The 22,448-nt window shown below is 72.1% G+C and carries 22 protein-coding genes; 13 read left to right on the plus strand and 9 right to left on the minus strand.

Annotation, left to right across the window (positions count from 1 at the left end):
- Window positions 1-72 precede the first annotated feature (72 nt).
- Window positions 73-1,209 (minus strand): GGDEF domain-containing protein, encoded by a 1,137-nt coding sequence (locus ACZ7L1_RS06185; protein ID WP_471434628.1) that lies wholly within the window; start codon window positions 1,207-1,209, stop codon window positions 73-75.
- A gap of 57 nt (window positions 1,210-1,266) precedes the next feature.
- Complete coding sequence (locus ACZ7L1_RS06190) at window positions 1,267-2,073, minus strand: enoyl-CoA hydratase/isomerase family protein (RefSeq protein ID WP_471434630.1); 807 nt, start codon at window positions 2,071-2,073, stop codon at window positions 1,267-1,269.
- 228 nt (window positions 2,074-2,301) lie between these two features.
- On the opposite strand from ACZ7L1_RS06190, the gene ACZ7L1_RS06195 reads away from it, so the two are divergent.
- Entirely contained in the window at window positions 2,302-2,889 is a 588-nt protein-coding gene (locus ACZ7L1_RS06195) for a hypothetical protein (protein WP_471434632.1), read from the plus strand.
- A 30-nt stretch (window positions 2,890-2,919) separates the two neighbouring features.
- Here the strand turns inward: ACZ7L1_RS06195 and ACZ7L1_RS06200 are convergent, their stop codons facing one another.
- Both ACZ7L1_RS06200 and ACZ7L1_RS06205 read right to left on the minus strand, forming a co-directional pair.
- Window positions 2,920-4,059 (minus strand): adenylate/guanylate cyclase domain-containing protein, encoded by a 1,140-nt coding sequence (locus ACZ7L1_RS06200; RefSeq protein WP_263231651.1) that lies wholly within the window; start codon window positions 4,057-4,059, stop codon window positions 2,920-2,922.
- A gap of 257 nt (window positions 4,060-4,316) precedes the next feature.
- On the minus strand, window positions 4,317-5,210 hold the full coding sequence (locus ACZ7L1_RS06205) for a biotin--[acetyl-CoA-carboxylase] ligase (RefSeq protein ID WP_471434634.1): 894 nt from the start codon (window positions 5,208-5,210) through the stop codon (window positions 4,317-4,319).
- Between the two features lie 159 nt (window positions 5,211-5,369).
- On the opposite strand from ACZ7L1_RS06205, the gene ACZ7L1_RS06210 reads away from it, so the two are divergent.
- The 4 genes from ACZ7L1_RS06210 (at window position 5,370) to ACZ7L1_RS06225 (ending at window position 8,062) form a co-directional block, all read left to right on the plus strand.
- Window positions 5,370-6,953: an acyl-CoA carboxylase subunit beta gene (locus ACZ7L1_RS06210; RefSeq protein WP_471434635.1), complete on the plus strand. Its 1,584-nt coding sequence runs from the start codon at window positions 5,370-5,372 to the stop codon at window positions 6,951-6,953.
- A 24-nt stretch (window positions 6,954-6,977) separates the two neighbouring features.
- The gene (locus ACZ7L1_RS06215) at window positions 6,978-7,184 is read left to right on the plus strand and encodes an acyl-CoA carboxylase epsilon subunit (RefSeq protein WP_471434637.1); all 207 of its coding nucleotides are present in this window, start codon (window positions 6,978-6,980) and stop codon (window positions 7,182-7,184) included.
- 106 nt (window positions 7,185-7,290) lie between these two features.
- A complete protein-coding gene (mmpB, locus tag ACZ7L1_RS06220) occupies window positions 7,291-7,419 on the plus strand; it encodes a morphogenic membrane protein MmpB (RefSeq protein ID WP_258053440.1) in 129 nt (42 codons plus the stop codon).
- A 22-nt stretch (window positions 7,420-7,441) separates the two neighbouring features.
- Window positions 7,442-8,062, plus strand: coding sequence for a Maf family protein (locus tag ACZ7L1_RS06225; protein WP_471434639.1), 621 nt, complete (start codon window positions 7,442-7,444; stop codon window positions 8,060-8,062).
- A 47-nt stretch (window positions 8,063-8,109) separates the two neighbouring features.
- Here the strand turns inward: ACZ7L1_RS06225 and ACZ7L1_RS06230 are convergent, their stop codons facing one another.
- Window positions 8,110-8,643, minus strand: coding sequence for a hypothetical protein (locus tag ACZ7L1_RS06230; protein ID WP_471434641.1), 534 nt, complete (start codon window positions 8,641-8,643; stop codon window positions 8,110-8,112).
- Window positions 8,644-8,994: 351 nt separating this feature from the next.
- On the opposite strand from ACZ7L1_RS06230, the gene ACZ7L1_RS06235 reads away from it, so the two are divergent.
- On the plus strand, window positions 8,995-10,767 hold the full coding sequence (locus ACZ7L1_RS06235; RefSeq protein ID WP_471434643.1) for an acetyl/propionyl/methylcrotonyl-CoA carboxylase subunit alpha: 1,773 nt from the start codon (window positions 8,995-8,997) through the stop codon (window positions 10,765-10,767).
- Window positions 10,768-10,961: 194 nt separating this feature from the next.
- Here the strand turns inward: ACZ7L1_RS06235 and ACZ7L1_RS06240 are convergent, their stop codons facing one another.
- Together ACZ7L1_RS06240 and ACZ7L1_RS06245 are read right to left on the minus strand one after the other, a co-directional pair.
- Entirely contained in the window at window positions 10,962-11,906 is a 945-nt protein-coding gene (locus ACZ7L1_RS06240; protein ID WP_471434644.1) for a DeoR/GlpR family DNA-binding transcription regulator, read from the minus strand.
- Between the two features lie 202 nt (window positions 11,907-12,108).
- Complete coding sequence (locus ACZ7L1_RS06245) at window positions 12,109-13,557, minus strand: NAD(P)H-quinone dehydrogenase (RefSeq protein WP_471434646.1); 1,449 nt, start codon at window positions 13,555-13,557, stop codon at window positions 12,109-12,111.
- A gap of 97 nt (window positions 13,558-13,654) precedes the next feature.
- On the opposite strand from ACZ7L1_RS06245, the gene ACZ7L1_RS06250 reads away from it, so the two are divergent.
- From ACZ7L1_RS06250 to ACZ7L1_RS06260, 3 genes are all read left to right on the plus strand, one after another.
- The gene (locus ACZ7L1_RS06250) at window positions 13,655-14,095 is read left to right on the plus strand and encodes a gamma-glutamylcyclotransferase family protein (protein WP_471434647.1); all 441 of its coding nucleotides are present in this window, start codon (window positions 13,655-13,657) and stop codon (window positions 14,093-14,095) included.
- A gap of 112 nt (window positions 14,096-14,207) precedes the next feature.
- The gene (locus ACZ7L1_RS06255) at window positions 14,208-15,032 is read left to right on the plus strand and encodes a purine-nucleoside phosphorylase (protein WP_471434649.1); all 825 of its coding nucleotides are present in this window, start codon (window positions 14,208-14,210) and stop codon (window positions 15,030-15,032) included.
- A 156-nt stretch (window positions 15,033-15,188) separates the two neighbouring features.
- Window positions 15,189-16,820, plus strand: coding sequence for a phospho-sugar mutase (locus tag ACZ7L1_RS06260; RefSeq protein ID WP_471434651.1), 1,632 nt, complete (start codon window positions 15,189-15,191; stop codon window positions 16,818-16,820).
- 165 nt (window positions 16,821-16,985) lie between these two features.
- Here ACZ7L1_RS06260 and ACZ7L1_RS06265 read toward each other — a convergent pair whose 3' ends face one another.
- Complete coding sequence (locus ACZ7L1_RS06265; RefSeq protein WP_471434652.1) at window positions 16,986-17,690, minus strand: PH domain-containing protein; 705 nt, start codon at window positions 17,688-17,690, stop codon at window positions 16,986-16,988.
- A 126-nt stretch (window positions 17,691-17,816) separates the two neighbouring features.
- On the opposite strand from ACZ7L1_RS06265, the gene deoC reads away from it, so the two are divergent.
- From deoC to ACZ7L1_RS06280, 3 genes are read left to right on the plus strand one after another with little or no spacing between them, the layout of a single operon-like run.
- Entirely contained in the window at window positions 17,817-18,776 is a 960-nt protein-coding gene (deoC, locus tag ACZ7L1_RS06270; RefSeq protein ID WP_471434654.1) for a deoxyribose-phosphate aldolase, read from the plus strand.
- 5 nt (window positions 18,777-18,781) lie between these two features.
- A complete protein-coding gene (locus ACZ7L1_RS06275) occupies window positions 18,782-20,218 on the plus strand; it encodes an aldehyde dehydrogenase family protein (protein ID WP_471434655.1) in 1,437 nt (478 codons plus the stop codon).
- The gene (locus tag ACZ7L1_RS06280; RefSeq protein WP_471434657.1) at window positions 20,211-21,113 is read left to right on the plus strand and encodes an aldehyde dehydrogenase family protein; all 903 of its coding nucleotides are present in this window, start codon (window positions 20,211-20,213) and stop codon (window positions 21,111-21,113) included. The genes ACZ7L1_RS06275 and ACZ7L1_RS06280 overlap by 8 nt, the downstream gene beginning before the upstream one ends.
- Before the next feature lie 119 nt (window positions 21,114-21,232).
- Here ACZ7L1_RS06280 and ACZ7L1_RS06285 read toward each other — a convergent pair whose 3' ends face one another.
- Complete coding sequence (locus tag ACZ7L1_RS06285) at window positions 21,233-21,658, minus strand: hypothetical protein (protein ID WP_471434658.1); 426 nt, start codon at window positions 21,656-21,658, stop codon at window positions 21,233-21,235.
- Window positions 21,659-21,787: 129 nt separating this feature from the next.
- Here ACZ7L1_RS06285 and ACZ7L1_RS06290 point away from each other — a divergent pair, with 129 nt between their 5' ends.
- Window positions 21,788-22,423, plus strand: a complete 636-nt coding sequence (locus ACZ7L1_RS06290) for a uridine kinase (RefSeq protein WP_471434659.1) — start codon at window positions 21,788-21,790, stop codon at window positions 22,421-22,423.
- Window positions 22,424-22,448 lie beyond the last annotated feature (25 nt).

Consider the following 22,448-nt stretch of genomic DNA (forward strand, 5'->3'; position numbering starts at 1 on the left):
AGATGTCACCAGTGGGGTGGCGGTTCACCCCTTACCGACCCCGCACCGGTGCAGTACCGGTTCAGTGCCGGTTCAGTGCCGGCCCCGGAACCTGCGGCGCTCCCCGGCGGGCGGCGGCTCGTCGGCCAGGCGCACCACGGGGTCGTCCGGTCCCTCGCGGCCCGCGACCACGGGCTTCGCGGCATGCAGGGCCTTCGCCCGGTACTGGGCCGCGTCGGCGAGCCGGAACAGCCGGCGGGCCGAGCGGACCGGGCCGATCGGGTCCTGGGTGGAGGCGACCCCGCAGGCGACACCGTCGCCGATCTCCAGTTCGGCGGCCCGGCGGCACACCTCGTCGGCGGCCCGCACCACCTCGTCGGCCGACGGGCCGACCGCCAGCAGGCAGAACTCGTCACCGCCGAGCCGGGCGACCAGCGCACCCGGCAGCATGGCGCCGCACAGCGACAGCACCGACCCGAAACGTTCCAGCAGCCGGTCGCCCACTGCGTGTCCCTGTGTGTCGTTGACCCGCTTGAGCCCGTTGACGTCACAGACGACGAGCGAGACCACGACCCCGTCGGCCCGGTGCTGTTCGATCGCCTCCTCCAGACGCACGTCGACGGCACGGCGGTTGGCGAGGCCGGTGAGGGCGTCGGTGAACGCGAGCCTGCGGGCCTCCTCCAGGCGCTCGGTCTGCGCGATGCCGGCGGCCACGACGGAGGCGAGGACGGTGGCGAAGTCGGCGTCGTCACCGTCGAAGGCGGGCTCACCGGCCGCGCGCGCCACATAAAGCTCGCCCCAGGCGCGGCCGTGCAGCACCACGGGCGCTACGACACAGCAGCCCCGGCCGCGCCTGCGCAGCGCCGCGACCCGCTGGTGGCAGTATCCGGCGTGGCCCGCGGCCGGCCCCTCGGCGGTCTCCACCCAGGCGCTCGGGTCCCCACCGCCCGCCCAGCGCTCGTGCAGGAACTCGGTGATCTCCGGGAACTGGTGCACGGGGTAGGCCTCGTGCTCGGGGAACTCCTCCTCCTCGGGCGCGCGCTTCCCCACGTTGACGAGGACCCGCAGCCGTCCGGCCTCCCGCTCCCACACCGACAGCGCGGCGAAGTTCCCGGCGAGCGCCCGGCACGCGCCCAGCGCGGCGGCCCGCCAGGCCTCGTGCGGAGTGTGCGCCGCCGCCATGCCCTGCGCCAGCGCCACCACGGCCCTCAGCCGACTGTCCTCAGCCACGACTCCAGGCTAGGGCGTGTCGCGGATCTTCGCGGCGCCGCGACGCCTGCTCGTCCGCTACTCCCCCGGCCACTGCGGCGTGCGCTTGTCGTTGAAGGCGGCCACCCCTTCCGCGCGGTCGCCGGAGAACGCCACCGAGCGCCATGCCGCGTCCTCGACCTCCAGACCGGTACGCAGGTCCAGGCCGTGGCCGAGCCGCAGGGCGCGCTTCGCGGCGCGCAGGCCGACCGGGGAGTTCGCGGCGATACGGGCGGCGAGGGCGAGCGCCTCCTCACGGTCCCGGCCCTCCGGTACGAGATCGTCGACCAGGCCCAGCTCCAGCGCCTCGGCCGCCTCCAGGCGCCGGGCCGTGAAGATCAGTTCCGCGGCGCGCGCGGCACCCACCCGGCGGGGCAGCAGCTGCGTACCGCCGCCGCCGGGGATGACCCCCACGGACACCTCGGGCAGCCCCACCACCGCCGTTACGTCCGCCACGATCAGGTCGCAGGACAGGGCCAGTTCGAAGCCGCCGCCCAGTGCGAAGCCGTGCACGGCGGCGATCGTCGGCATCGGCAGCTCCAGGACGCCGGTGTAGGCGGCGCGGGCGAGGGGGCGCTGGCGCATCAGGTCGGCGTCCGTGAAGGAGTTGCGCTCCTTCAGGTCCGCGCCCACGCAGAACGCCCGCTCGTGCGTCGACGTCACCACCGTCACCCGGGCGTCCCGGTCGGCGGCGAGGTGCTCGCACGCGGCGGCGATCGAGCGGGCCATGTCCGTGGACACCGCGTTCATCGCCTTGGGCCGGTCCAGCGCCAGCTCCGCGACATACCCGTGCCGCCGTACGACGACGTAGTCGCCGAACCGCCGCTCGTCCCCCTGCTCCGCCATGACACCCTCCCGGTTAACGCGGGTTAACTACACGAGGCCCCGATCATCGCAGCCGAGGCGGCCCCGCGAAAGCCGCCGCGCACCTTCTGTGGGTGTGGGCCATTGACCGGCCCCTGTCCCCGTTCGGGTGAATTCGAGTCATCTCCGCATCGCCCACCCCCCATCCGCACATAATCTGCGCACCGCTACGGCACTTGGGGGAGTGCGGGCGACCGGGGAGGGACGGGCATGACGGACACGGCCACCGACGACACCACGACGACGGTGCACAACGGCTCCGGCCCCCTCTGGTTCCGCCCGGTGGGCCGGCACCGCAAGCCCCGCCACCGGCGCCTGGCGCTCGCCGTCGGCGGGTTGGCCCTCGCCGCCGGGGCCCTGAGTCTCGTGCGCCTCGCGCCCGAGTCGGTGACGGGCGGGGGCGGCACCGCGGAGGCCGAGCCCCGGATCGGCGCCGGCCACACCACGGCGACGGTAGGGGGAGTGCCGTCCAAGGGGGCCGCAGGACCCTCGACGACCGCCCTCAAGCAAAGGGCCGGCGCGGTGCCGACCGCGTCGGGCGACGCGGGCCCCTCCGGACGTCCGGCCACGCCGGCCCCTCGGTCCACGGACCCCGCGACCGGCATCCCGGAGGCACCCACGACCCCCACGGCTTCGCGTTCACGAACATCCGAGCCCCCGGTCACCACGACGACCGCGCCGCCGTCCGCCCCGTCCCCGACCGCCACCACTCAGGCACCTGCGCCGTCGGCACCGGCCACCTCGAACCCCCCGGGCCTGTGCGTGCCGCTCGTGGGGCTGTGCGTCCACGGCCTGTGAGCGCACCGACCGCCGGGACGGAAGGAGCGCCTACGCCGGCCCGTCCCGTCGGGTCAGCAGCCACGGCTCGATCACACCGAGGCCGCGCACCGGCCGCTGCCACATCGGCTGGAGCGCGAAGCGGTAGGTGGGCGGTTCCTTGCCCTCCTTCTCGGCGGCGGCCGCTGCCTCCGCGGCCTCCGTCTCGGAGGCGGGGGCCTCTGCCGTGCGGATCAGCTCCTCCGCGAAGTCGTGGTCCACCAGCACGGCGTCGCGGGGCGCTATAGAGGTGAGCCGGCTGGCCAGGTTCACCGTCGTACCGAAGACATCGCCCATCCGGGTCGTGACCGTGCCGAAGGCGATGCCGACCCGCAGCTCCGGCATGGTCTCGTCGTTCGCCATGGTCTCGATCAGGCGCAGGGCGATCTCCGCGGCGATACCGGCGTCGTCCGCCGCGTACAGCACCTCGTCGCCGAGCGTCTTGATGAGCCGGCCGCCGTGCGCGGCGACCAGGTCGGCCGCGGTGGTCTCGAACGCCTCGACGAGTTCGCCGAGCTCCTCCTCCTCCATGCGGCGCGTCAGGCGGGTGAAGCCGACCAGGTCCGCGAAGCCGACGGCGAGGCGGCGGTCGACCATCTCCTCGTCGTCCGCGGCCTGCACCACCCGGCCGGTGGCGGCGGCGAGCTGGCGTCGCCAGACGTAGACGAGGAACTCCTCCAGTTCCGGCAGGAGCAGCTCGACCAGCGGGTACGTCACCTCGGTGCGGGTCATGCCGGGCTCGGGCGGCTCGGTCAGGCCCTCCAGGAAGGAGTCGATCTGCCACTCGGCCAGGCGGGCGGTGGTCTGCCCGGTGGAGCGGGCCACCTGCACGGCCATGGCCTCGCTGAGCAGTCCCGCCTCGACGAGGCCGGCCAGGCGCCGCAGGGCGAGGACGTCGGCCTCCGTCAGGGCCCTGGCCTGGCCTATGTCTGCGAAGCCCATGGCCCGCCAGAAGCGGGACGCCAGTTCCATCGAGACGCCCGCGCTGCGGGCCGCCTGGAAGGGGGTGTAGCGGCGCTCGGCCCCCAGGATGAGCTGCTCGAGGCGGAGCGCGAGGGGGTTCTCCTCGGACTCGGCGTGTGCGTCGCGCCCCGGTTCACCGTCGGGGGCGGGGTGTACGCCCGTGCCCGAGCCCGTGTCGTCGACGGTCACGCGTGCTGCCCTTCCGATCTGCCGCGGTCAGGTATCGACCGCGGTCAACTCTACGGCAGGTGTGCGGTAGCTCACTCCTCAGCGGGCTCTCCGGGCACCGCGCGGTACGTACCCGGCGTCGGGGACGGCACCCGGCGTCGGCCTGACCCACCTGGGGGCTCCGCCCCAGGACCTCGTATCGGCCCTCGGCCTCGTCCTCGGACTCCGCCGAGTTCTTCGAGCAGGGAGGGAGGGACCCCGGACGGGCTGAGAGACGCTCACGCAGGCCGCAAGTGCACGACATCCCCGGCGCCCACCGGCTCCTGCACCCCTTCCTCCGTCGCCAGTACGAGCCGCCCGTCTCCGTCGATCGCCACCGCCTCCCCCGTGATCGAGCGGTTGCCCGGGAGTTCCGCGCGGACCAGGCGGCCCAGGGTCGCGCTGCCCGCCGCGTACGTCTCTTGCAGACCGCTCGCGGCCGGGTCGCCGTCCACGGCGCGCCAGCGGCCGTACCAGTCCTCCAGGGAGCGCAGCACCGCACGCAGCAGCGGGTCGCGGTCGGTGGTGCGGGCGCCCGCCAGGGCCAGGGAGCCCGCCGTGGGCACCGGCAGCTCGTCCTGGCGCAGGGTGACGTTGATGCCGACACCGATGACGACCCCCTCGTTCCCGGCCCGCTCCGCGAGGATGCCACCGGTCTTGCGTTCCTGCTCGTCCACGGTGACCAGCACGTCGTTGGGCCACTTGAGTGCCGTGTCGACGCCGGCCGCCTGCGCGAGTCCCGTCGCGACGGCGACTCCGGCCAGCAGCGGCAGCCAGCCCCACCGGGCCACGGGCACCTCGGCCGGGTTGAGCAGGACAGAGAAGAACAGCCCGGAGCGGGGCGGAGCCGTCCAGATGCGGTCCAGCCGCCCGCGCCCCGCGTTCTGCTCCTCGGCGACCAGGACGGCGCCCTCGGCGGCCTGCCCGGCCATGGCGCGGGCGACCAGGTCGGAGTTGGTCGACCCGGTGCGCTGCACCACGTCGACCCCGGTCCACAGTCCCCCCTCGCGCACCAGTCCCCGGCGCAGCGCGGCGGTGTTCAGGGGCGGGCGGTCCAGGTCGGACCAGCGGCCGCCACCACCGGTGGCACCGTTCGACCTGTCGTTCGCGTCAGAGGAATCTCGCGGCATCATGCAAGCCACCCTAGGTGTGGTAAACGCCGCACTGCCGATCGGTAGGCACAGCACTACGCTACGGATGAGTAACCGTCCCTTCTTCTGAGCACTTACAGCACGTACAGGTAGCACCTCACCCTCACGTCCCCACTTGAGCAGGCAGGGAGCCGCATCCCGATGTCCGAGCCGGAAGAGATCGACATTCACACCACCGCGGGAAAGCTCGCGGACCTGCAGCGCCGCGTGCAGGAGGCGACGCACGCCGGCTCGGAGCGCGCGGTCGAGAAACAGCACGCGAAGGGCAAGCTGACGGCCCGTGAGCGCATCGAACTGCTGCTCGACGAGGACTCGTTCGTCGAGCTCGACGAGTTCGCCCGGCACCGCTCCACCAACTTCGGCCTGGAGAAGAACCGGCCGTACGGAGACGGTGTCGTCACCGGCTACGGGACCGTGGACGGCCGCCCGGTCGCGGTCTTCTCCCAGGACTTCACCGTCTTCGGCGGGGCGCTGGGCGAGGTTTACGGCCAGAAGATCGTCAAGGTGATGGACTTCGCCCTGAAGACCGGCTGTCCGGTCATCGGCATCAACGACTCCGGTGGCGCCCGGATCCAGGAAGGCGTCGCCTCGCTCGGCGCGTACGGGGAGATCTTCCGGCGCAACACGCACGCCTCCGGTGTCATCCCGCAGATCTCCCTCGTCGTGGGTCCGTGCGCGGGCGGTGCCGTCTACTCGCCGGCCATCACCGACTTCACGGTCATGGTCGACCAGACCTCGCACATGTTCATCACCGGCCCGGACGTCATCAAGACGGTCACCGGCGAGGACGTCGGCTTCGAGGAGCTGGGCGGCGCCCGCACCCACAACTCCACCTCCGGCGTGGCCCACCACATGGCCGGGGACGAGAAGGACGCGATCGAGTACGTCAAGCAGCTGCTGTCGTACCTGCCGTCGAACAACCTCAGCGAGCCCCCGGCCTTCCCGGAGGAAGCGGACCTCACCGTCACCGAGGAGGACCGCGAGCTGGACGCGCTGGTGCCGGACAGCGCGAACCAGCCGTACGACATGCACACGGTGATCGAGCACGTCCTGGACGACGGCGAGTTCTTCGAGACGCAGCCGCTGTTCGCGCCGAACATCCTCACCGGCTTCGGCCGGGTCGAGGGCCGCCCGGTGGGCATCGTCGCCAACCAGCCGATGCAGTTCGCCGGCTGCCTGGACATCGACGCATCCGAGAAGGCCGCCCGTTTCGTGCGGACGTGCGACGCCTTCAACGTCCCGGTCATCACCTTCGTCGACGTGCCCGGCTTCCTGCCCGGCGTCGGCCAGGAGCACGAGGGCATCATCCGCCGCGGCGCCAAGCTGATCTTCGCCTACGCCGAGGCCACCGTCCCGCTGATCACGGTGATCACCCGGAAGGCGTTCGGCGGGGCCTACGACGTCATGGGCTCCAAGCACCTGGGCGCCGACCTCAACCTCGCCTGGCCGACCGCCCAGATCGCCGTCATGGGCGCGCAGGGCGCGGTCAACATCCTGCACCGCCGCACGATCGGCGAGGCCGACGACCCGGAGGCGATCCGGGCACGGCTGATCCAGGAGTACGAGGACACGCTCCTCAACCCGTACGTCGCGGCCGAGCGCGGTTACATCGACGCGGTGGTCATGCCGTCGGACACCCGCCGCCACATCGTCCGCGGCCTGCGTCAGCTGCGCACGAAGCGGGAATCCCTTCCCCCGAAGAAGCACGGCAACATCCCTCTGTAACCCCCGGGACTCTTGGGAGCCGTCATGAACATCAAGGTCATACGGGGCAATCCGACCCCGGAGGAGCTGGCCGCCGCCCTGGCGGTGGTCCGCGCCCGCGCCGCGGCGGCGGCCGCCACGCCGTCCGGCGCGGCGCAGCGGGACTCCTGGGCCGACCCCGCCCGGGTCGCCGCGCACCGCGTCCCCCAGCCGGGCCCGACGGCCTGGGCCCGGACCTACTGGCCCGGCTGATCCGCGGCCCCTCTGCCGGCCGGACGGACGGGCCGGCCCGGCGGCGCCACAAGTTGAGTACGGGTACTCAGGCGCCGCCGCGGCCGGCCGCCGGACGATGGAAGGCATGCTGTGGTCCGACCCCGAGAACGAACCGCCCGAGGAACTGCGCGAGACGCAGGAGATGTTGAGGCGGCTGGGGGTCCTCATGGCGCTGGCCATGGTGCTGGCGATGATCATCATCGGCACCAGATGAGGGCCGCCTATACGCTGAGCGCATGACCGATCAGCCGCGCCGCCGTCTCGTTCTCGCCTCCCAGTCCCCCGCCCGGCTCGGACTGCTCCGACAGGCCGGGCTCGACCCCGAGGTGATCGTCAGCGGGGTCGACGAGGACGCCGTCACCGCGCCGACCCCCGCCGAACTCGCGCTCGCGCTCGCCGAGGCCAAGGCCTCCGTCGTGGCGGCGAAGCCCGAGGTCAAGGGTGCCCTGGTGATCGGCTGCGACTCCGTGCTCGACCTGGACGGCGAGGCCCTCGGCAAACCCTCGGACGCCGAGGAGGCGACGGCCCGCTGGAAGTCGATGCGCGGCCGGGCGGGCACGCTCCAGACCGGCCACTGCGTCTACGACACGGTCAGCGGGCGGTACGCGTCCGCCACCGCGTCCACCGTGGTCCGCTTCGGTGAGCCGACGGACGAGGAGATCGCCGCCTACGTGGCCTCCGGCGAGCCTCTCCACGTCGCCGGAGCCTTCACGCTCGACGGCCGCTCGGCGCCCTTCATCGACGGCATCGACGGCGACCACGGCAACGTCATCGGCATCTCACTGCCCCTGATCCGTCGGCTGCTGGCCGAACTGGGCGTGGGCATCACGGAGTTGTGGGCACCGCGGGAGGGGTGAGCGGGGCGGGCCCGGGCTCTGTCGCGACGACGGGGCCCAGGCGACGTTCAGGGGGTGACGGGCGCTGGGCCGCCGTCCTCCACAGGCCCGGGCCGTTCCGGGGACCCGGAGGGCTCCGGGGCCTGCAGCGCGGCCATGTCTCCGTCCTCCGGGCCGCCGGCGGCGGGCGGCGCACCGGCCGCCGCGCCCCCCGGACGGTCGTACGTCATCAGGGTGAGCACGATCAGCCCGAGCACCACCATCATGAACCCGAACGCGCCCCAGCCGACCAGGCCCACCACGAACGCCCCGAGCAGGCCGTGCACCACCGCGGCGCTGATCAACAGGATGCGCCAGATGCCGGACGGCGCGCGGTCGCGCACGGCGACCAGCAGGGCGGCCAGCCCGCACACCGCGAAGTAGAGCCCGAAGACGACCCCGGCCGCCTTCGACGACACGGACATGGCGTGCGGATCGACGCCGGCCATGGACATGTTCTGCCGGTCGACGACCGTTCCGAGGAACCAGTTCAGCAACGCGACACCGAACGCCTCCACGAAGAGGACGATCGCCACGACCCATGCCACCGGTCTGCGCACCACCTGCCTCCACCCACCTTCGAGTGCCCTCTGGTTTCCTTCAGCATCGCGAACGCTACTAACGGGTAAACCTTCGGACAAGAGGTCCGGCAGGAGCAAAGATTCGTTGGGCCATTAGTAGGGACTCCACAAAGAAACACGACGGGCGGCGGGACTACTTCATAGAGACCTTGGCCACGTCGGGGGGCTAGGGTTTTCCGGTGGATTCCCATGTGCGGCGGTGCGACAAGGGACTTCGCAGGTTGAGTGAGCCTCGTTTCACGCTCCGTGTGGGCAAGCTCACCACTGGGGATGGGTCGAAACGTCGTGTCGGCAGTCCCTAAACTCGGCTTGTTTCAAGGAGAGGGAGCCAACGTGCGCAAGGTGTTGATCGCCAACCGTGGCGAAATCGCTGTCCGCGTCGCCCGGGCCTGCCGGGACGCCGGGATCGCCAGCGTGGCCGTGTACGCCGATCCGGACCGGGACGCCGTGCACGTCCGCGCCGCGGACGAGGCGTTCGCCCTGGGCGGTGACACCCCGGCCACCAGCTACCTGGACATCGACAAGGTCCTGCAGGCGGCCAAGGACTCCGGCGCGGACGCCGTACACCCCGGCTACGGCTTCCTCTCCGAGAACGCGGACTTCGCCCAGGCGGTGCTCGACGCCGGGCTGATCTGGATCGGCCCGCCGCCGCAGGCCATCCGCGACCTGGGCGACAAGGTCGCCGCCCGCCACATCGCCCAGCGCGCCGGCGCGCCCCTGGTCGCCGGCACCCCCGACCCGGTCTCCGGGGCGGAGGAGGTCGTCGCCTTCGCCGAGGAGCACGGGCTGCCGATCGCCATCAAGGCCGCCTTCGGCGGTGGCGGACGCGGCCTGAAGGTCGCCCGGACCCTGGAAGAGGTCCCCGAGCTGTACGAGTCGGCGGTGCGCGAGGCGGTGGCCGCCTTCGGCCGCGGCGAGTGCTTCGTCGAGCGCTACCTGGACCGGCCGCGGCACGTGGAGACCCAGTGCCTGGCCGACAAACACGGCAACGTGGTCGTCGTCTCCACCCGTGACTGCTCGCTGCAGCGCCGGCACCAGAAGCTGGTCGAGGAGGCCCCGGCCCCGTTCCTGAACGAGGAGCAGGTCGCCGAGCTGTACCGCGCCTCGAAGGCCATCCTGAAGGAGGCCGGCTACGAGGGCGCGGGCACCTGCGAGTTCCTGGTCGGCCAGGACGGCACCATCTCCTTCCTGGAGGTCAACACCCGTCTGCAGGTCGAGCACCCGGTCACCGAGGAGGTCGCCGGGATCGACCTGGTCCGCGAGATGTTCCGCATCGCCGACGGCGAGCCGCTCGGCTACGGCGACCCCCAACTGCGCGGCCACTCCTTCGAGTTCCGCATCAACGGCGAGGACCCCGGCCGCAACTTCCTGCCCGCCCCCGGCACCGTGACGACGTTCGCCCCGCCGTCCGGCCCCGGCGTGCGCCTGGACGCGGGCGTGGAGTCGGGATCGGTCATCGGCCCGGCGTGGGACTCGCTGCTGGCCAAGCTCATCGTGACCGGCCGCACCCGCAAGGAGGCCCTTCAGCGGGCCGCCCGCGCGCTGGAGGAGTTCCAGGTCGAGGGCATGGCCACGGCGATCCCGTTCCACCGCAAGGTGGTCACCGACCCGGCGTTCGCTCCGGAGGTGCACGGGCAGGACGGCCCGTTCACGGTCCACACCCGCTGGATCGAGACCGAGTTCGTCAACGACATCAAGCCCTTCACCGCCCCCGCCGAGGCGGAGGGCGAGGAGGAGCCGGGCCGCGAGACGGTCGTCGTCGAGGTCGGCGGCAAGCGCCTGGAGGTCTCGCTCCCGTCGTCCCTGGGCATGTCCCTGGCCCGCACGGGCCTGGCGGCCGGCGCGAAGCCGAAGCGGCGCGCGGCCCGCAAGTCGGGGCCGGTGGCCTCGGGTGACACCCTTGCCTCGCCGATGCAGGGCACGATCGTGAAGGTCGCGGTCGAGGAGGGCCAGGAGGTCAAGGAAGGCGACCTCGTCGTCGTCCTGGAGGCCATGAAGATGGAGCAGCCGCTGAACGCCCACAAGGCGGGCACCATCAAGGGCCTGAGCGCCGAGGTCGGCGCCTCCATCACCTCGGGTGCCGCGATCTGCGAGATCAAGGACTGACGGCACCGTCTGACCGACACGGACGGCACAACGCCCGGCGGACCGGAATACCCGACCCGCCGGGCGCCTGCTTTTCCTGACGGCTGTCCGCGGGCCGAGTCGTCCGACGGACGAGGAGTGGGGCCGGACGGGCGCCGTTCAGCGCCGGCCACCCGGATCGTGGCCCCGGCGTGCCGAACGCCTGCGCCCGTGTGTCAGCGGCGGCGCAGGTCCGCCACCCGTGCGCGCTCTCCCGAGGCATGCTCGCCGAGGGCCGTGGCGCTGCGGAGCTGTGGTCCGGGGGCCTGGCCGCGGCGGGGGCCGGGGAGGGGCACGTCCCGCCGTTGCCGGCCGCTCGCCGGAACCGGCTCCGCGGCCGAGGCTCCGGCGACCGCGATCTGCACACCCTGGTCGGCCAGCGCCTGCAGTTCCGTCGCCGCGCGGTCGTCGTGCGCCGGGGGCTCGTCCGTCACCAGTCGGGTGATGACGTCCGTCGGCACCGTCTGGAACATCGTGTCCGTGCCCAGCTTGGTGTGGTCGGCGAGCACGACCACCTCGGCCGCCGCCTGGACCAGCGCCCGGTCCACGGACGCGGACAGCATGTTCGACGTGGACAGCCCACGCTCGGCGGTGAGCCCGCTCCCGGACAGGAAGGCCTTGGAGACCCGGAGGCCCTGCAGGGACTGCTCCGCACCGCTGCCGACCAGGGCGTAGTTCGAGCCGCGCAGAGTGCCGCCGGTCATGACCACCTCCACGCGGTTGGCGTGCGCCAGTGCCTGGGCGACCAGGAGCGAGTTGGTGACGACGGTGAGCCCGGGCACCCGCGCGAGCCGGCGGGCCAGCTCCTGCGTGGTCGTACCCGCTCCGACGACGATGGCCTCGCCTTCTTCGACGAGGCTGGCGGCGAGGTCGGCGATGGCCGTCTTCTCGGCGGTCGCGAGGTGGGACTTCTGCGGGAAGCCGGACTCCCGGGTGAACCCGCCCGGCAGGACCGCACCGCCGTGCCGGCGGTCGAGGAGTCCTTCGGCCTCCAGTGCGCGCACGTCCCGCCGTACGGTCACTTCGGAGGTCTGGACGACGCGGGCGAGCTCACGGAGCGACACTGCCCCGTTGGCCCGCACCATTTCGAGGATCAGTTGGCGACGTTCTGCAGCGAACACGAAACTGACAGTAACCCCAACGACCGTCTGCTTTCAGCAGTTTGCGCCGAATAACAGAAGTTGTTCGCACGGCGGGGCGGAAAGTGGTATAGGCGCCCGATCCGTACCCATCCGGGCCGCCCCTGCCGTGCGCATCGCCGGTCGCCCGCCATGACCAGCCGTCTGACCTGCGGGGTCGGCCGGAAAGCGGGCGCCCGGGCCGTCAGCCTTCGCCCGATGTCTTCCGGGTGTGCAGCTGCCGTGCCACCTCGGCGATCGAGCCCGACAGGGACGGGTAAACGGTGAACGCGTTCGCGATCTGTTCGACCGTCAGATTGTTGTCGACCGCGATCGAGATGGGATGGATCAGTTCCGAGGCACGCGGCGCGACCACGACACCGCCTACGACGATCCCCGTGCCCGGGCGGCAGAAGATCTTCACGAAGCCGTCGCGGATGCCCTGCATCTTCGCGCGCGGGTTGCGCAGCAACGGCAGCTTGACGACCCGGGCGTCGATCTTGCCCGCGTCCACATCCGCCTGCGTGTAGCCGACGGTGGCGATCTCGGGGTCCGTGAAGACGTTCGAGGAGACGGTCTTCAGGTTGAGCGGGGCCACCGCGTCGCCCAGGAAGTGGTACATCGCGATACGTCCCTGCATCGCGGCCACGGACGCCAGCGCGAAGACACCGGTCACGTCACCGGCCGCGTACACGCCCGGAGCCGTCGTCCGGGAGACCTTGTCCGTCCAGATGTGCCCGGACTCGCGCAGCTTGACCCCGGCCTCCTCCAGGCCCATCCCGCTGCTGTTGGGTATGGCGCCGACGGCCATCAGGCAGTGCGAGCCGGTGATCACGCGGCCGTCGGCGAGAGTGACCTCGACCCGGTCGCCCACGCGCTTGGCGGACTGCGCACGGGAGCGGGCCATGACGTTCATGCCGCGGCGCCGGAAGACCTCCTCCAGGACGGCGGCGGCGTCGGGGTCCTCACCCGGCAGCACACGGTCGCGCGAGGAGACCAGGGTGACCTTGGACCCGAGTGCCTGGTAGGCGCCGGCGAACTCGGCACCGGTGACACCGGACCCGACGACGATCAGCTCCTCGGGCAGTTCGTCGAGGTCGTAGACCTGGGTCCAGTTCAGGATCCGCTCGCCGTCGGGCTGGGCGTCGGGCAGCTCGCGCGGGTGGCCGCCGGTGGCGATGAGCACGGCGTCGGCGGTGAGCGTCTCCTCGCTGCCGTCCGCAGCACGCACGACGACCTTGCGGGAGCCGTCCAGGGCCTGCATGCCCTCGAGCCGGCCGCGGCCGCGCATGACCCGGGCGCCGGCGCGCGTGACGGAGGCGGTGATGTCGTGGGACTGGGCGAGCGCGAGCCGCTTGACCCGTCGGTTGACCTTGCCGAGGTCGACCCCGACCACGCGAGCGGCCTGCTCCAGGGGCGGCGTGTCGTCGGCGACGATGATTCCGAGCTCTTCGTACGACGAGTCGAAGGTGGTCATCACCTCGGCCGTCGCGATGAGTGTCTTGGACGGCACGCAGTCGGTGAGCACCGACGCCCCGCCCAGACCGTCGCAGTCGACGACGGTCACCTCCCCGCCGAGTTGTGCGGCCACCAGCGCCGCTTCGTACCCGCCGGGTCCGCCACCGATGATCACGATCCGAGTCACGTACTCCATTGTCCCGCACCCTTCGGGCGGCGCTCCCCGTGGGGGGCGGCCGGTGATGCTTCTGTTACGGCAGAGGCGCCCGAAGCGCTGCCGTACCCTCGACTCCATGTCGCTCTACGCCGCGTACGCCGGCAACCTCGACGCGCGGCTGATGACCCGCCGCGCTCCCCATTCGCCGCTGCGCGCCACGGGCTGGCTGAACGGCTGGCGGCTGACTTTCGGGGGCGAGCACATGGGGTGGGAGGGCGCCCTCGCGACGATCGTGGAGGACCCGCTGTCGCAGGTCTTCGTCGCGCTGTACGAGATCGCGCCGTTGGACGAGGAGTCGATGGACCGCTGGGAGGGCGTGGGCCTCGACGTCTACCGCCGGCTGCGCAGCGTCCGTGTCCACACGCTGGACGGCGAGGAGACGGCATGGACGTACGTCCTCAACGCCTACGAGGGCGGCCTCCCCTCGGCCCGCTACCTGGGCGAGGTCGCGGACGCGGCGGAGTCCGCGGGGGCGCCGCACGACTATGTGATGGAGCTGCGCAAGCGGCCCTGCTGACCCCTTTCATCACGGTTTTCCCATCTTTCCCCGGGAGCGGCAAGACAACGATCGCATTGCCGTGACCTCCGTCATCTACGCGCGTAGGCAAAGACCGGCTACCCTCATGCGCGTGAACGCATCTCTTCTTCCGGACGACCTGCAGGGCGACCCCTACGCCGCCGCCGACGCCGCCGCCGTGCGCCTGCGCGAGCTGACGGGTGCCGAGACCCATGACGTCGCCCTCGTGATGGGCTCCGGCTGGGCTCCGGCCGTCGACGCCCTCGGCGCACCCGCCGCCGAGCACCACGTCACCGAGCTGCCCGGCTTCCCGCCGCCGGCCGTCGAGGGGCACGGCGGCAAGATCCGCTCGTACCGGATCGGCGACAAGCGCGCCCTGGTCTTCCTCGGCCGTACGCACTACTACGAGGGCCGCGGCGTCGCCGCCGTCGCACACGGCGTCCGCACCGCCGTCGCCGCCGGCGCCAAGACCGTCGTGCTGACCAACGGCTGCGGCGGGCTGCGCGAGACGATGCGCCCGGGCCAGCCGGTCCTGATCAGCGACCACATCAACCTGACCGCGACCTCCCCGATCGTCGGCGCCAACTTCGTCGACCTCACCGACCTGTACTCCCCGCGCCTGCGCGCCCTGTGCAAGGAGATCGACCCCACCCTCGAGGAGGGCGTCTACGCGCAGTTCACCGGCCCGCACTACGAGACCCCGGCGGAGATCCGCATGGCCCGCACCATCGGCGCGGACCTGGTCGGCATGTCGACGGTCCTCGAGGCGATCGCCGCGCGCGAGGCGGGCGCCGAGGTCCTGGGCATCTCCCTGGTCACGAACCTCGCCGCCGGTATGACGGGCGAGCCGCTGAACCACGAGGAGGTCCTGCAGGCGGGCCGCGACTCCGCCACCCGGATGGGCGCGCTGCTGGCGCAGGTACTGGAACGGCTGTAGGGCACCGTCGCACAGGGTGCCCTCCCTCTGGGGGCTCCGGCCCCCAGATCCCCACCCGGCCGCCGTGCTGCACTGGGCGGGAAGGCGATGCGCGCCGCACCCGCCCGCTCCCACATGCGCAACGTCATCCACCACACAACGAGAGGTTGACCCGACGTGCACGACGAACTCATCGCACGGGCCAAGGCGTGGCTGGCCGAGGACCCCGACGCGGACACCCGTGACGAACTCGCCAAGCTCATCGACGCCGAGGACCACGCCGAGCTCGCCGCGCGCTTCAGCGGCACCCTCCAGTTCGGCACCGCCGGCCTGCGCGGCGAACTCGGTGCCGGCCCGATGCGCATGAACCGCTCGGTGGTCATCCGCGCCGCCGCGGGCCTCGCCGCGTATCTCAAGGCCAAGGGTCACGGCGACGGCCTGGTCGTCATCGGCTACGACGCCCGTCACAAGTCCGCCGACCTCGCCCGGGACACCGCGGCCGTCATGACGGGCGCGGGTCTGCGCGCGGCCCTCCTCCCCCGCCCCCTGCCCACTCCCGTCCTCGCCTTCGCCGTCCGGCACCTCGGGGCGGTCGCCGGCGTGGAGGTCACCGCCAGCCACAATCCGCCGCGGGACAACGGCTACAAGGTCTACCTCGGCGACGGTTCCCAGATCGTGCCCCCGGCGGACGCCGAGATCGCGGCCGAGATCGACGCGATCACGACCCTCACCGAGGTCCCCCGCCCGGACGCCGGCTGGGACACCCTGGACGACGGCGTCCTCGAGGCCTACCTCGCCCGCACGGACGCCGTCCTCGCCGCGGACTCCCCGCGCATCGCCCGCACCGTCTACACGGCGATGCACGGCGTCGGCAAGGACGTCCTCCTCGCGGCCTTCGCCCGGGCCGGCTTCCCCGAGCCGGTCCTCGTCGCCGAGCAGGCCGACCCCGACCCGGACTTCCCGACCGTCGCCTTCCCCAACCCGGAAGAGCCCGGCGCCATGGACCTCGCCTTCGCCAAGGCCCGCGAGACGGAACCCGACCTGGTCATCGCCAACGACCCGGACGCCGACCGCTGCGCCGCCGCCGTCAAGGACGGCACCGACTGGCGCATGCTCCGCGGCGACGAGGTGGGCGCCCTGCTGGCGGCCCACCTGGTCTCGCGCGGAGCCACCGGCACCTTCGCGGAGTCGATCGTGTCCTCCTCGCTCCTCGGCCGCATCGCCGATAAGGCGGGCCTGCCGTACGAGGAGACCCTCACCGGCTTCAAGTGGATCGCCCGTGTCGAGGGCCTGCGCTACGGCTACGAGGAGGCGCTCGGCTACTGCGTGGACCCGGACGGCGTACGCGACAAGGACGGCATCACCGCGGCGCTCCTGATCACGGAGCTCGCCTCGCAGCTGAAGTCCGAGGGCCGGACGCTGCTGGACCTCCTCGACGACCTCGCCGTCGAGCACGGGCTGCACGCCACCGACCAGCTCTCGGTCCGCGTCCAGGACCTGTCGCTCATCGCCGCCGCGATGCGCCGCCTGCGCGAGCAGCCTCCGACGGCACTCGCGGGCCTGCCCATCACGAAGTCGGAGGACCTCACCCAGGGCACGGACACGCTCCCGCCCACGGACGGACTGCGCTACACGCTCGAAGGCGCCCGTGTGATCGTCCGCCCCAGCGGTACGGAGCCCAAGCTCAAGTGCTACCTGGAGGTCGTGGTCCCGGTCGCGGCGCACGCCGACCTCCCGGTGGCCCGGGCCCGGGCCACCGACCTGCTGGCGTCGATCAAGCGCGACCTGTCGGCGGCGGCGGGCATCTGACTGACCGGCCTCGGCCGCTCGGTTGCAGCTGAACGTGGCTGCCGCGGTGGCGGGCACGTCGCAGGGGAGGGCCCCGGGGCCGGGGCCGGAGGCCTGGCTGCTCGGGGGGAGCCGGGGGCTGCTCGCGAGCGGCCTCAGCAACCCCCGAGCGGCCCCGGCAACCGCTCAGCCCACCGCCAGCAGAATCGCCAGCACCACCGCTCCCGCCACCGCCGGTCCCGCGATCTCGTAGGCCCAGCGGACCGTCACCTCGCCCTGAGCCGTCTCCTCCTGCTCTCGGGTCTCGTGCAGCTGGCGCAGGTCATCCATGAGCTGGTCGGTCGCGGCGCGGACGGGGCCCGCCGGGCTTGCGGGGCCCGCCGGGCGGGCGTCCGGCGCGCCGGAGCCGAAGGGACGAGGCCGCAACGGCCGGTCCTTCCCCCGCTCCCCCGCGCCCGCCCCCGCGGCCCGCGCCTGCTGCCGTGACGCCCTCTTGCGTGCCCGCATCGACACGGGCACCGCCCACAGCTGGTACTTGGTGCCGGACTTGGCGATGACCTCGTTCGAGTAGCCCGACCGCAGGGCGGCGACCTGGCCCCAGGGCAGGACGATCACGCGGAAGGGGTTGCGGATGCGCAGCCGTTCGTCGTTGGCGTACACGGCCGGCCGCAGGGTGAAGGCGACCACCAGCGGCACGACGAGGATCATCGCGGCGAGCGCCAGCCACGGGGTGCGGCCGTGGCCGGTGAACAACGCGTCGAAGCCGAGCCACGCGACGATGGCCAGCAGCAGCACACCGCCCGCGATACCTCCGGCCGACCGGTGGACCCGGTCCTTGAACTCGGGAGCCGGCGGCTGCGGCGCTGGTGACTCGTGCTCGGGCGTCGTCATGGTCCCGATTCTGCACGACCGGATCGGCGCGGTCGTGGGCGGTCTCGTCGTGCATCGCGTCAGCGTTGCGATGCCCACACGGGGGTGTACAGCCGCTACGCGCGTAGATATGCTCGGCTGGTGACCATGCCCACCACTGCATCCCGCGCACACGCTCTCGCCGACGTCACCGCGTCCGACAGCACGCTGCGCCGCTTCCTCCACGGGCTGCCCGGCGTCGACGCGGTCGGCCTCGAGGCGCGCGCCGCCTCGCTCGGCACCCGATCCATCAAGACCACCGCGAAGGCGTACGCCATCGACCTCGCCATCTCGATGGTCGACCTGACGACGCTGGAAGGCGCGGACACCCCGGGCAAGGTCCGGGCGCTCGGCGCCAAGGCGGTCCACCCCGACCCGACGGACCGTACGACCCCGACGACCGCGGCGGTCTGCGTCTACCCCGACATGGTGGCCGTCGCCAAGGAGGCCGTCGCGGGCTCCGGCGTGAAGGTGGCCTCGGTCGCCACCGCCTTCCCGGCCGGCCGCGCCGCCCTCGACGTGAAACTGGCCGACGTGCGCGAGGCCGTCGCCGCGGGCGCCGACGAGATCGACATGGTCATCGACCGCGGGGCGTTCCTCGCCGGCCGGTACCTGAAGGTGTACGACGAGATCGCCGCCGTGAAGGAGACCTGCGGGACGTCCGCCCGCCTGAAGGTCATCTTCGAGACCGGCGAGCTGTCGACGTACGACAACATCCGGCGCGCGAGCTGGCTCGGCATGCTGGCGGGCGCCGACTTCATCAAGACCTCGACGGGCAAGGTCGCCGTCAACGCCACGCCCGCCAACACCCTCCTCATGCTGGAGGCCGTGCGCGACTTCCGCGCCCAGACCGGAGTCCAGGTCGGCGTGAAACCGGCCGGCGGCATCCGCACCAGCAAGGACGCGATCAAGTTCCTCGTCCTGGTCAACGAGACCGCCGGCGAGGACTGGCTGGACAACCACTGGTTCCGCTTCGGCGCCTCCTCGCTGCTGAACGACCTGCTGATGCAGCGTCAGAAGCTGGCCACCGGCCGCTACTCCGGCCCCGACTACGTGACGGTGGACTGATCACCATGGCATCCGCATTCGAGTACGCACCGGCGCCCGAGTCCCGCTCGATCGTCGACATCGCCCCCTCCTACGGCCTGTTCGTCGACGGCGAGTTCACCGAGGCGGCCGACGGCAAGGTCTTCAAGACGATCTCGCCCAGCACGGAAGAGGTGCTGTCCGAGGTAGCCCAGGCCGGCGAGGCCGACGTCGACCGCGCGGTGAAGGCAGCCCGCAAGGCGTTCGAGAAGTGGTCGGCGCTGCCCGGCTCCGAGCGCGCCAAGTACCTGTTCCGCATCGCCCGCATCATCCAGGAACGCAGCCGCGAGCTCGCGGTCCTGGAGACGCTGGACAACGGCAAGCCGATCAAGGAGACCCGCGACGCCGACCTGCCCCTGGTCGCCGCGCACTTCTTCTACTACGCGGGCTGGGCCGACAAGGTCGAGCACGCCGGGTTCGGCCCGGACCCGAAGCCTCTCGGCGTCGCCGGCCAGGTCATCCCCTGGAACTTCCCGCTGCTGATGCTGGCCTGGAAGATCGCCCCGGCGCTCGCCACCGGCAACACGGTCGTCCTGAAGCCGGCCGAGACGACGCCGCTGAGCGCCCTGTTCTTCGCGGACATCTGCCGGCAGGCAGGTCTGCCCAAGGGCGTGGTCAACATCCTTCCGGGCTACGGCGACACGGGCGCCGCCCTCGTCGCGCACCCGGACGTGAACAAGGTCGCCTTCACCGGTTCCACGGCCGTCGGCAAGGAGATCGCCCGCACGGTGGCGGGCACGAAGAAGAAGCTCACGCTCGAATTGGGCGGCAAGGGCGCCAACATCGTCTTCGACGACGCACCCGTAGACCAGGCCGTCGAGGGCATCGTGGGCGGCATCTTCTTCAACCAGGGCCAGGTCTGCTGCGCGGGCTCCCGCCTGCTGGTCCAGGAGTCGATCCACGACGAGCTCCTGGACTCCCTCAAGCGCCGTCTGTCCACGCTCCGCCTGGGCGACCCCCTGGACAAGAACACCGACATCGGCGCGATCAACTCCGCCGAGCAACTGGCGCGGATCACCGCGCTCGCCCAGCAGGGCGAGGCGGAGGGCGCCGAGCGCTGGTCCCCTGCCTGCGACATCCCGGAGAGCGGCTACTGGTTCGCCCCGACGCTGTTCACGAACGTCACCCAGGCCCACACCATCGCCCGTGACGAGATCTTCGGCCCGGTGCTCTCGGTTCTCACCTTCCGCACCCCGGACGAGGCGGTCGCCAAGGCGAACAACACCCAGTACGGCCTCTCGGCCGGCATCTGGACCGAGAAGGGCTCGCGCATCCTGGCCGTCGCGAACAAGCTGCGCGCCGGTGTCGTCTGGTCCAACACGTTCAACAAGTTCGACCCGACCTCGCCGTTCGGCGGATACAAGGAGTCGGGCTTCGGCCGCGAGGGCGGCCGCCATGGCCTGGAGGCGTACCTCGATGTCTGACAAGTCCGAAACGATCGAACGGCTTTCCGTCTTCAAGACCTACAAGCTGTACGTCGGCGGGAAGTTCCCGCGTTCCGAGAGCGGCCGGGTGTACGAGGTGAAGGACTCGAAGGGCAAGTGGCTGGCGAACGCGCCCCTCTCCTCCCGCAAGGACGCCCGTGACGCGGTGGTGGCCGCGCGCAAGGCGTTCGGCGCCTGGTCGGGTGCGACCGCCTACAACCGCGGCCAGATCCTGTACCGCGTCGCGGAGATGCTGGAGGGCCGCAGGGACCAGTTCGTCCGCGAGGTGGCCGACGCCGAGGGTCTGTCGAAGTCGAAGGCCGCCGCGGTCGTGGACGCGACCATCGACCGCTGGGTCTGGTACGCGGGCTGGACCGACAAGATCGCCCAGGTGATCGGCGGCGCCAACCCGGTCGCGGGCCCGTACTTCAACCTCTCCTCCCCCGAGCCGACGGGCGTCGTCGCCGTACTGGCCCCGCAGGAGTCGTCCTTCCTCGGCCTCGTCTCGGTCGTGGCCCCGGTGATCGCCACGGGCAACACGGTGATCGTGGTCGCCTCCGAGAAGGCCCCGCTGCCCGCCCTGTCGCTGGGCGAGGTGTTGGCCACCTCCGACGTCCCGGGTGGCGTCGTGAACGTCCTGTCCGGCCGTACGGCGGAGATCGCCGCGCCGCTGGCCGCGCACCAGGACGTCAACGCGATCGACCTGGCCGGCGCCGACGAGGTCCTGGCGAAGGAGCTGGAGATCGCGGCGGCGGACAACCTGAAGCGCGTTCTGCGTCCACAGCCTGTGGATTACTCCGAGACGCCCGGCGTCGAGCGCATGACGGCCTTCCTGGAGACGAAGACGGTCTGGCACCCGACGGGTTCGCTGGGCGCCTCCGGTTCGTCGTACTGACACCGGTCCGCGGGGCGGTCACCCGCCCTCGCGCCCCTGACAGACAGCAGAGCCGCGCTTCCCCCCGTCCGGGAAAGCGCGGCTCTGCTCCGCGTCGGTGGCCGCCGGTCGGGAGGCGGTCAGCGCAGCGCCCCGACCACCTGCCCGACCACCGGCACACCGCCGAGCGACTCCGCCTCGGCCACCGGCCGGGTCAGGGACCTGGACGACAGCGGCTTGAAGTCGGCGAGTTGGGTGGCGACGCCGTTGTCGAGCGGGTCGACGCCCGTGCCGGCGAGCGGGTTGGGCTTCAGGCCGGCGAGCGGCCCGGCCGCGTACCGCACGGGCCCGGTGACGTACCCCACGGTCCCCGTCAGTGCCGACACCCCTGCCTGCGGGTCGACGTTGCCGAGCGAGGTGGGCCGGGTCCGCATCACGTCGGCCGGCGGGCCGCCGTTCGCCGCCGACGCCGAGGCGGCGCCCGCCCCCAGGGCGACGCCCGCGGTCGCGAGAGCGACGAGCGCGCGCTGGGCGGTGGGGGACTTGGGGGAGGCGTGTCGTGCCATGGCTGCTGCCACCTTCTTGCTGCAAAACGTGAGAATGTCGCCACGCAGCGTAGTTGAGGTGTGATCTGCGCTCCAAACGTCGACCCGCGGGGTCCGCAGGGTGTACGGAATGCGTCACACTGGTGTCTCGTGAGCCTTCATCCCCCGGCCCCCGCCCGCGTCGTGCTGCTGTGCGGCCCCTCCGGCTCCGGCAAGTCCCTCGTCGCCGCCCGCTCCGGCCTGCCCGTCCTGCGGCTCGACGACTTCTACAAGGAGGGTGACGACCCCACACTGCCCCTGGTGGAGGGGAGTTCGGACATCGACTGGGACCATCCGCAGTCGTGGGACGCGGACGTCGCGGTCGCGGCCATCGCCGAACTGTGCGCCACGGGCCGTACGACGGTGCCGGTGTACGACATCGCCCTGAGCGCGCGTACGGGCGAGGAGACGCTGGACGTCGACCGGGCCCCGGCGGTCATCGCGGAGGGCGTCTTCGCCGCCGAGATCATAGAGCGCTGCCGGGAACTCGGGGTGCTCGCGGACGCGCTGTGCCTGACCCGCGGACCCCTCACCACGTTCCGCCGCCGCTTCCTGCGCGATCTGAGGGAGGGCCGCAAGTCGGTGCCGTTCCTGCTGCGCCGCGGCTGGCGGCTGATGCGCGCCGAGCGGTCGATCGTGGCCCGGCAGACGGCGCTCGGCGCGTACGCCTGCGACCGGGACGAGGCACTGAGCCGACTGTCCGCGGCGGCCGCGGGACGGCGGGCGTCGGTGGGCACGGCGGCGTAAGCCGTTCCCCTGAGGACCGTACGGA

This window comes from Streptomyces sp. NPDC107546 (assembly GCF_055639175.1).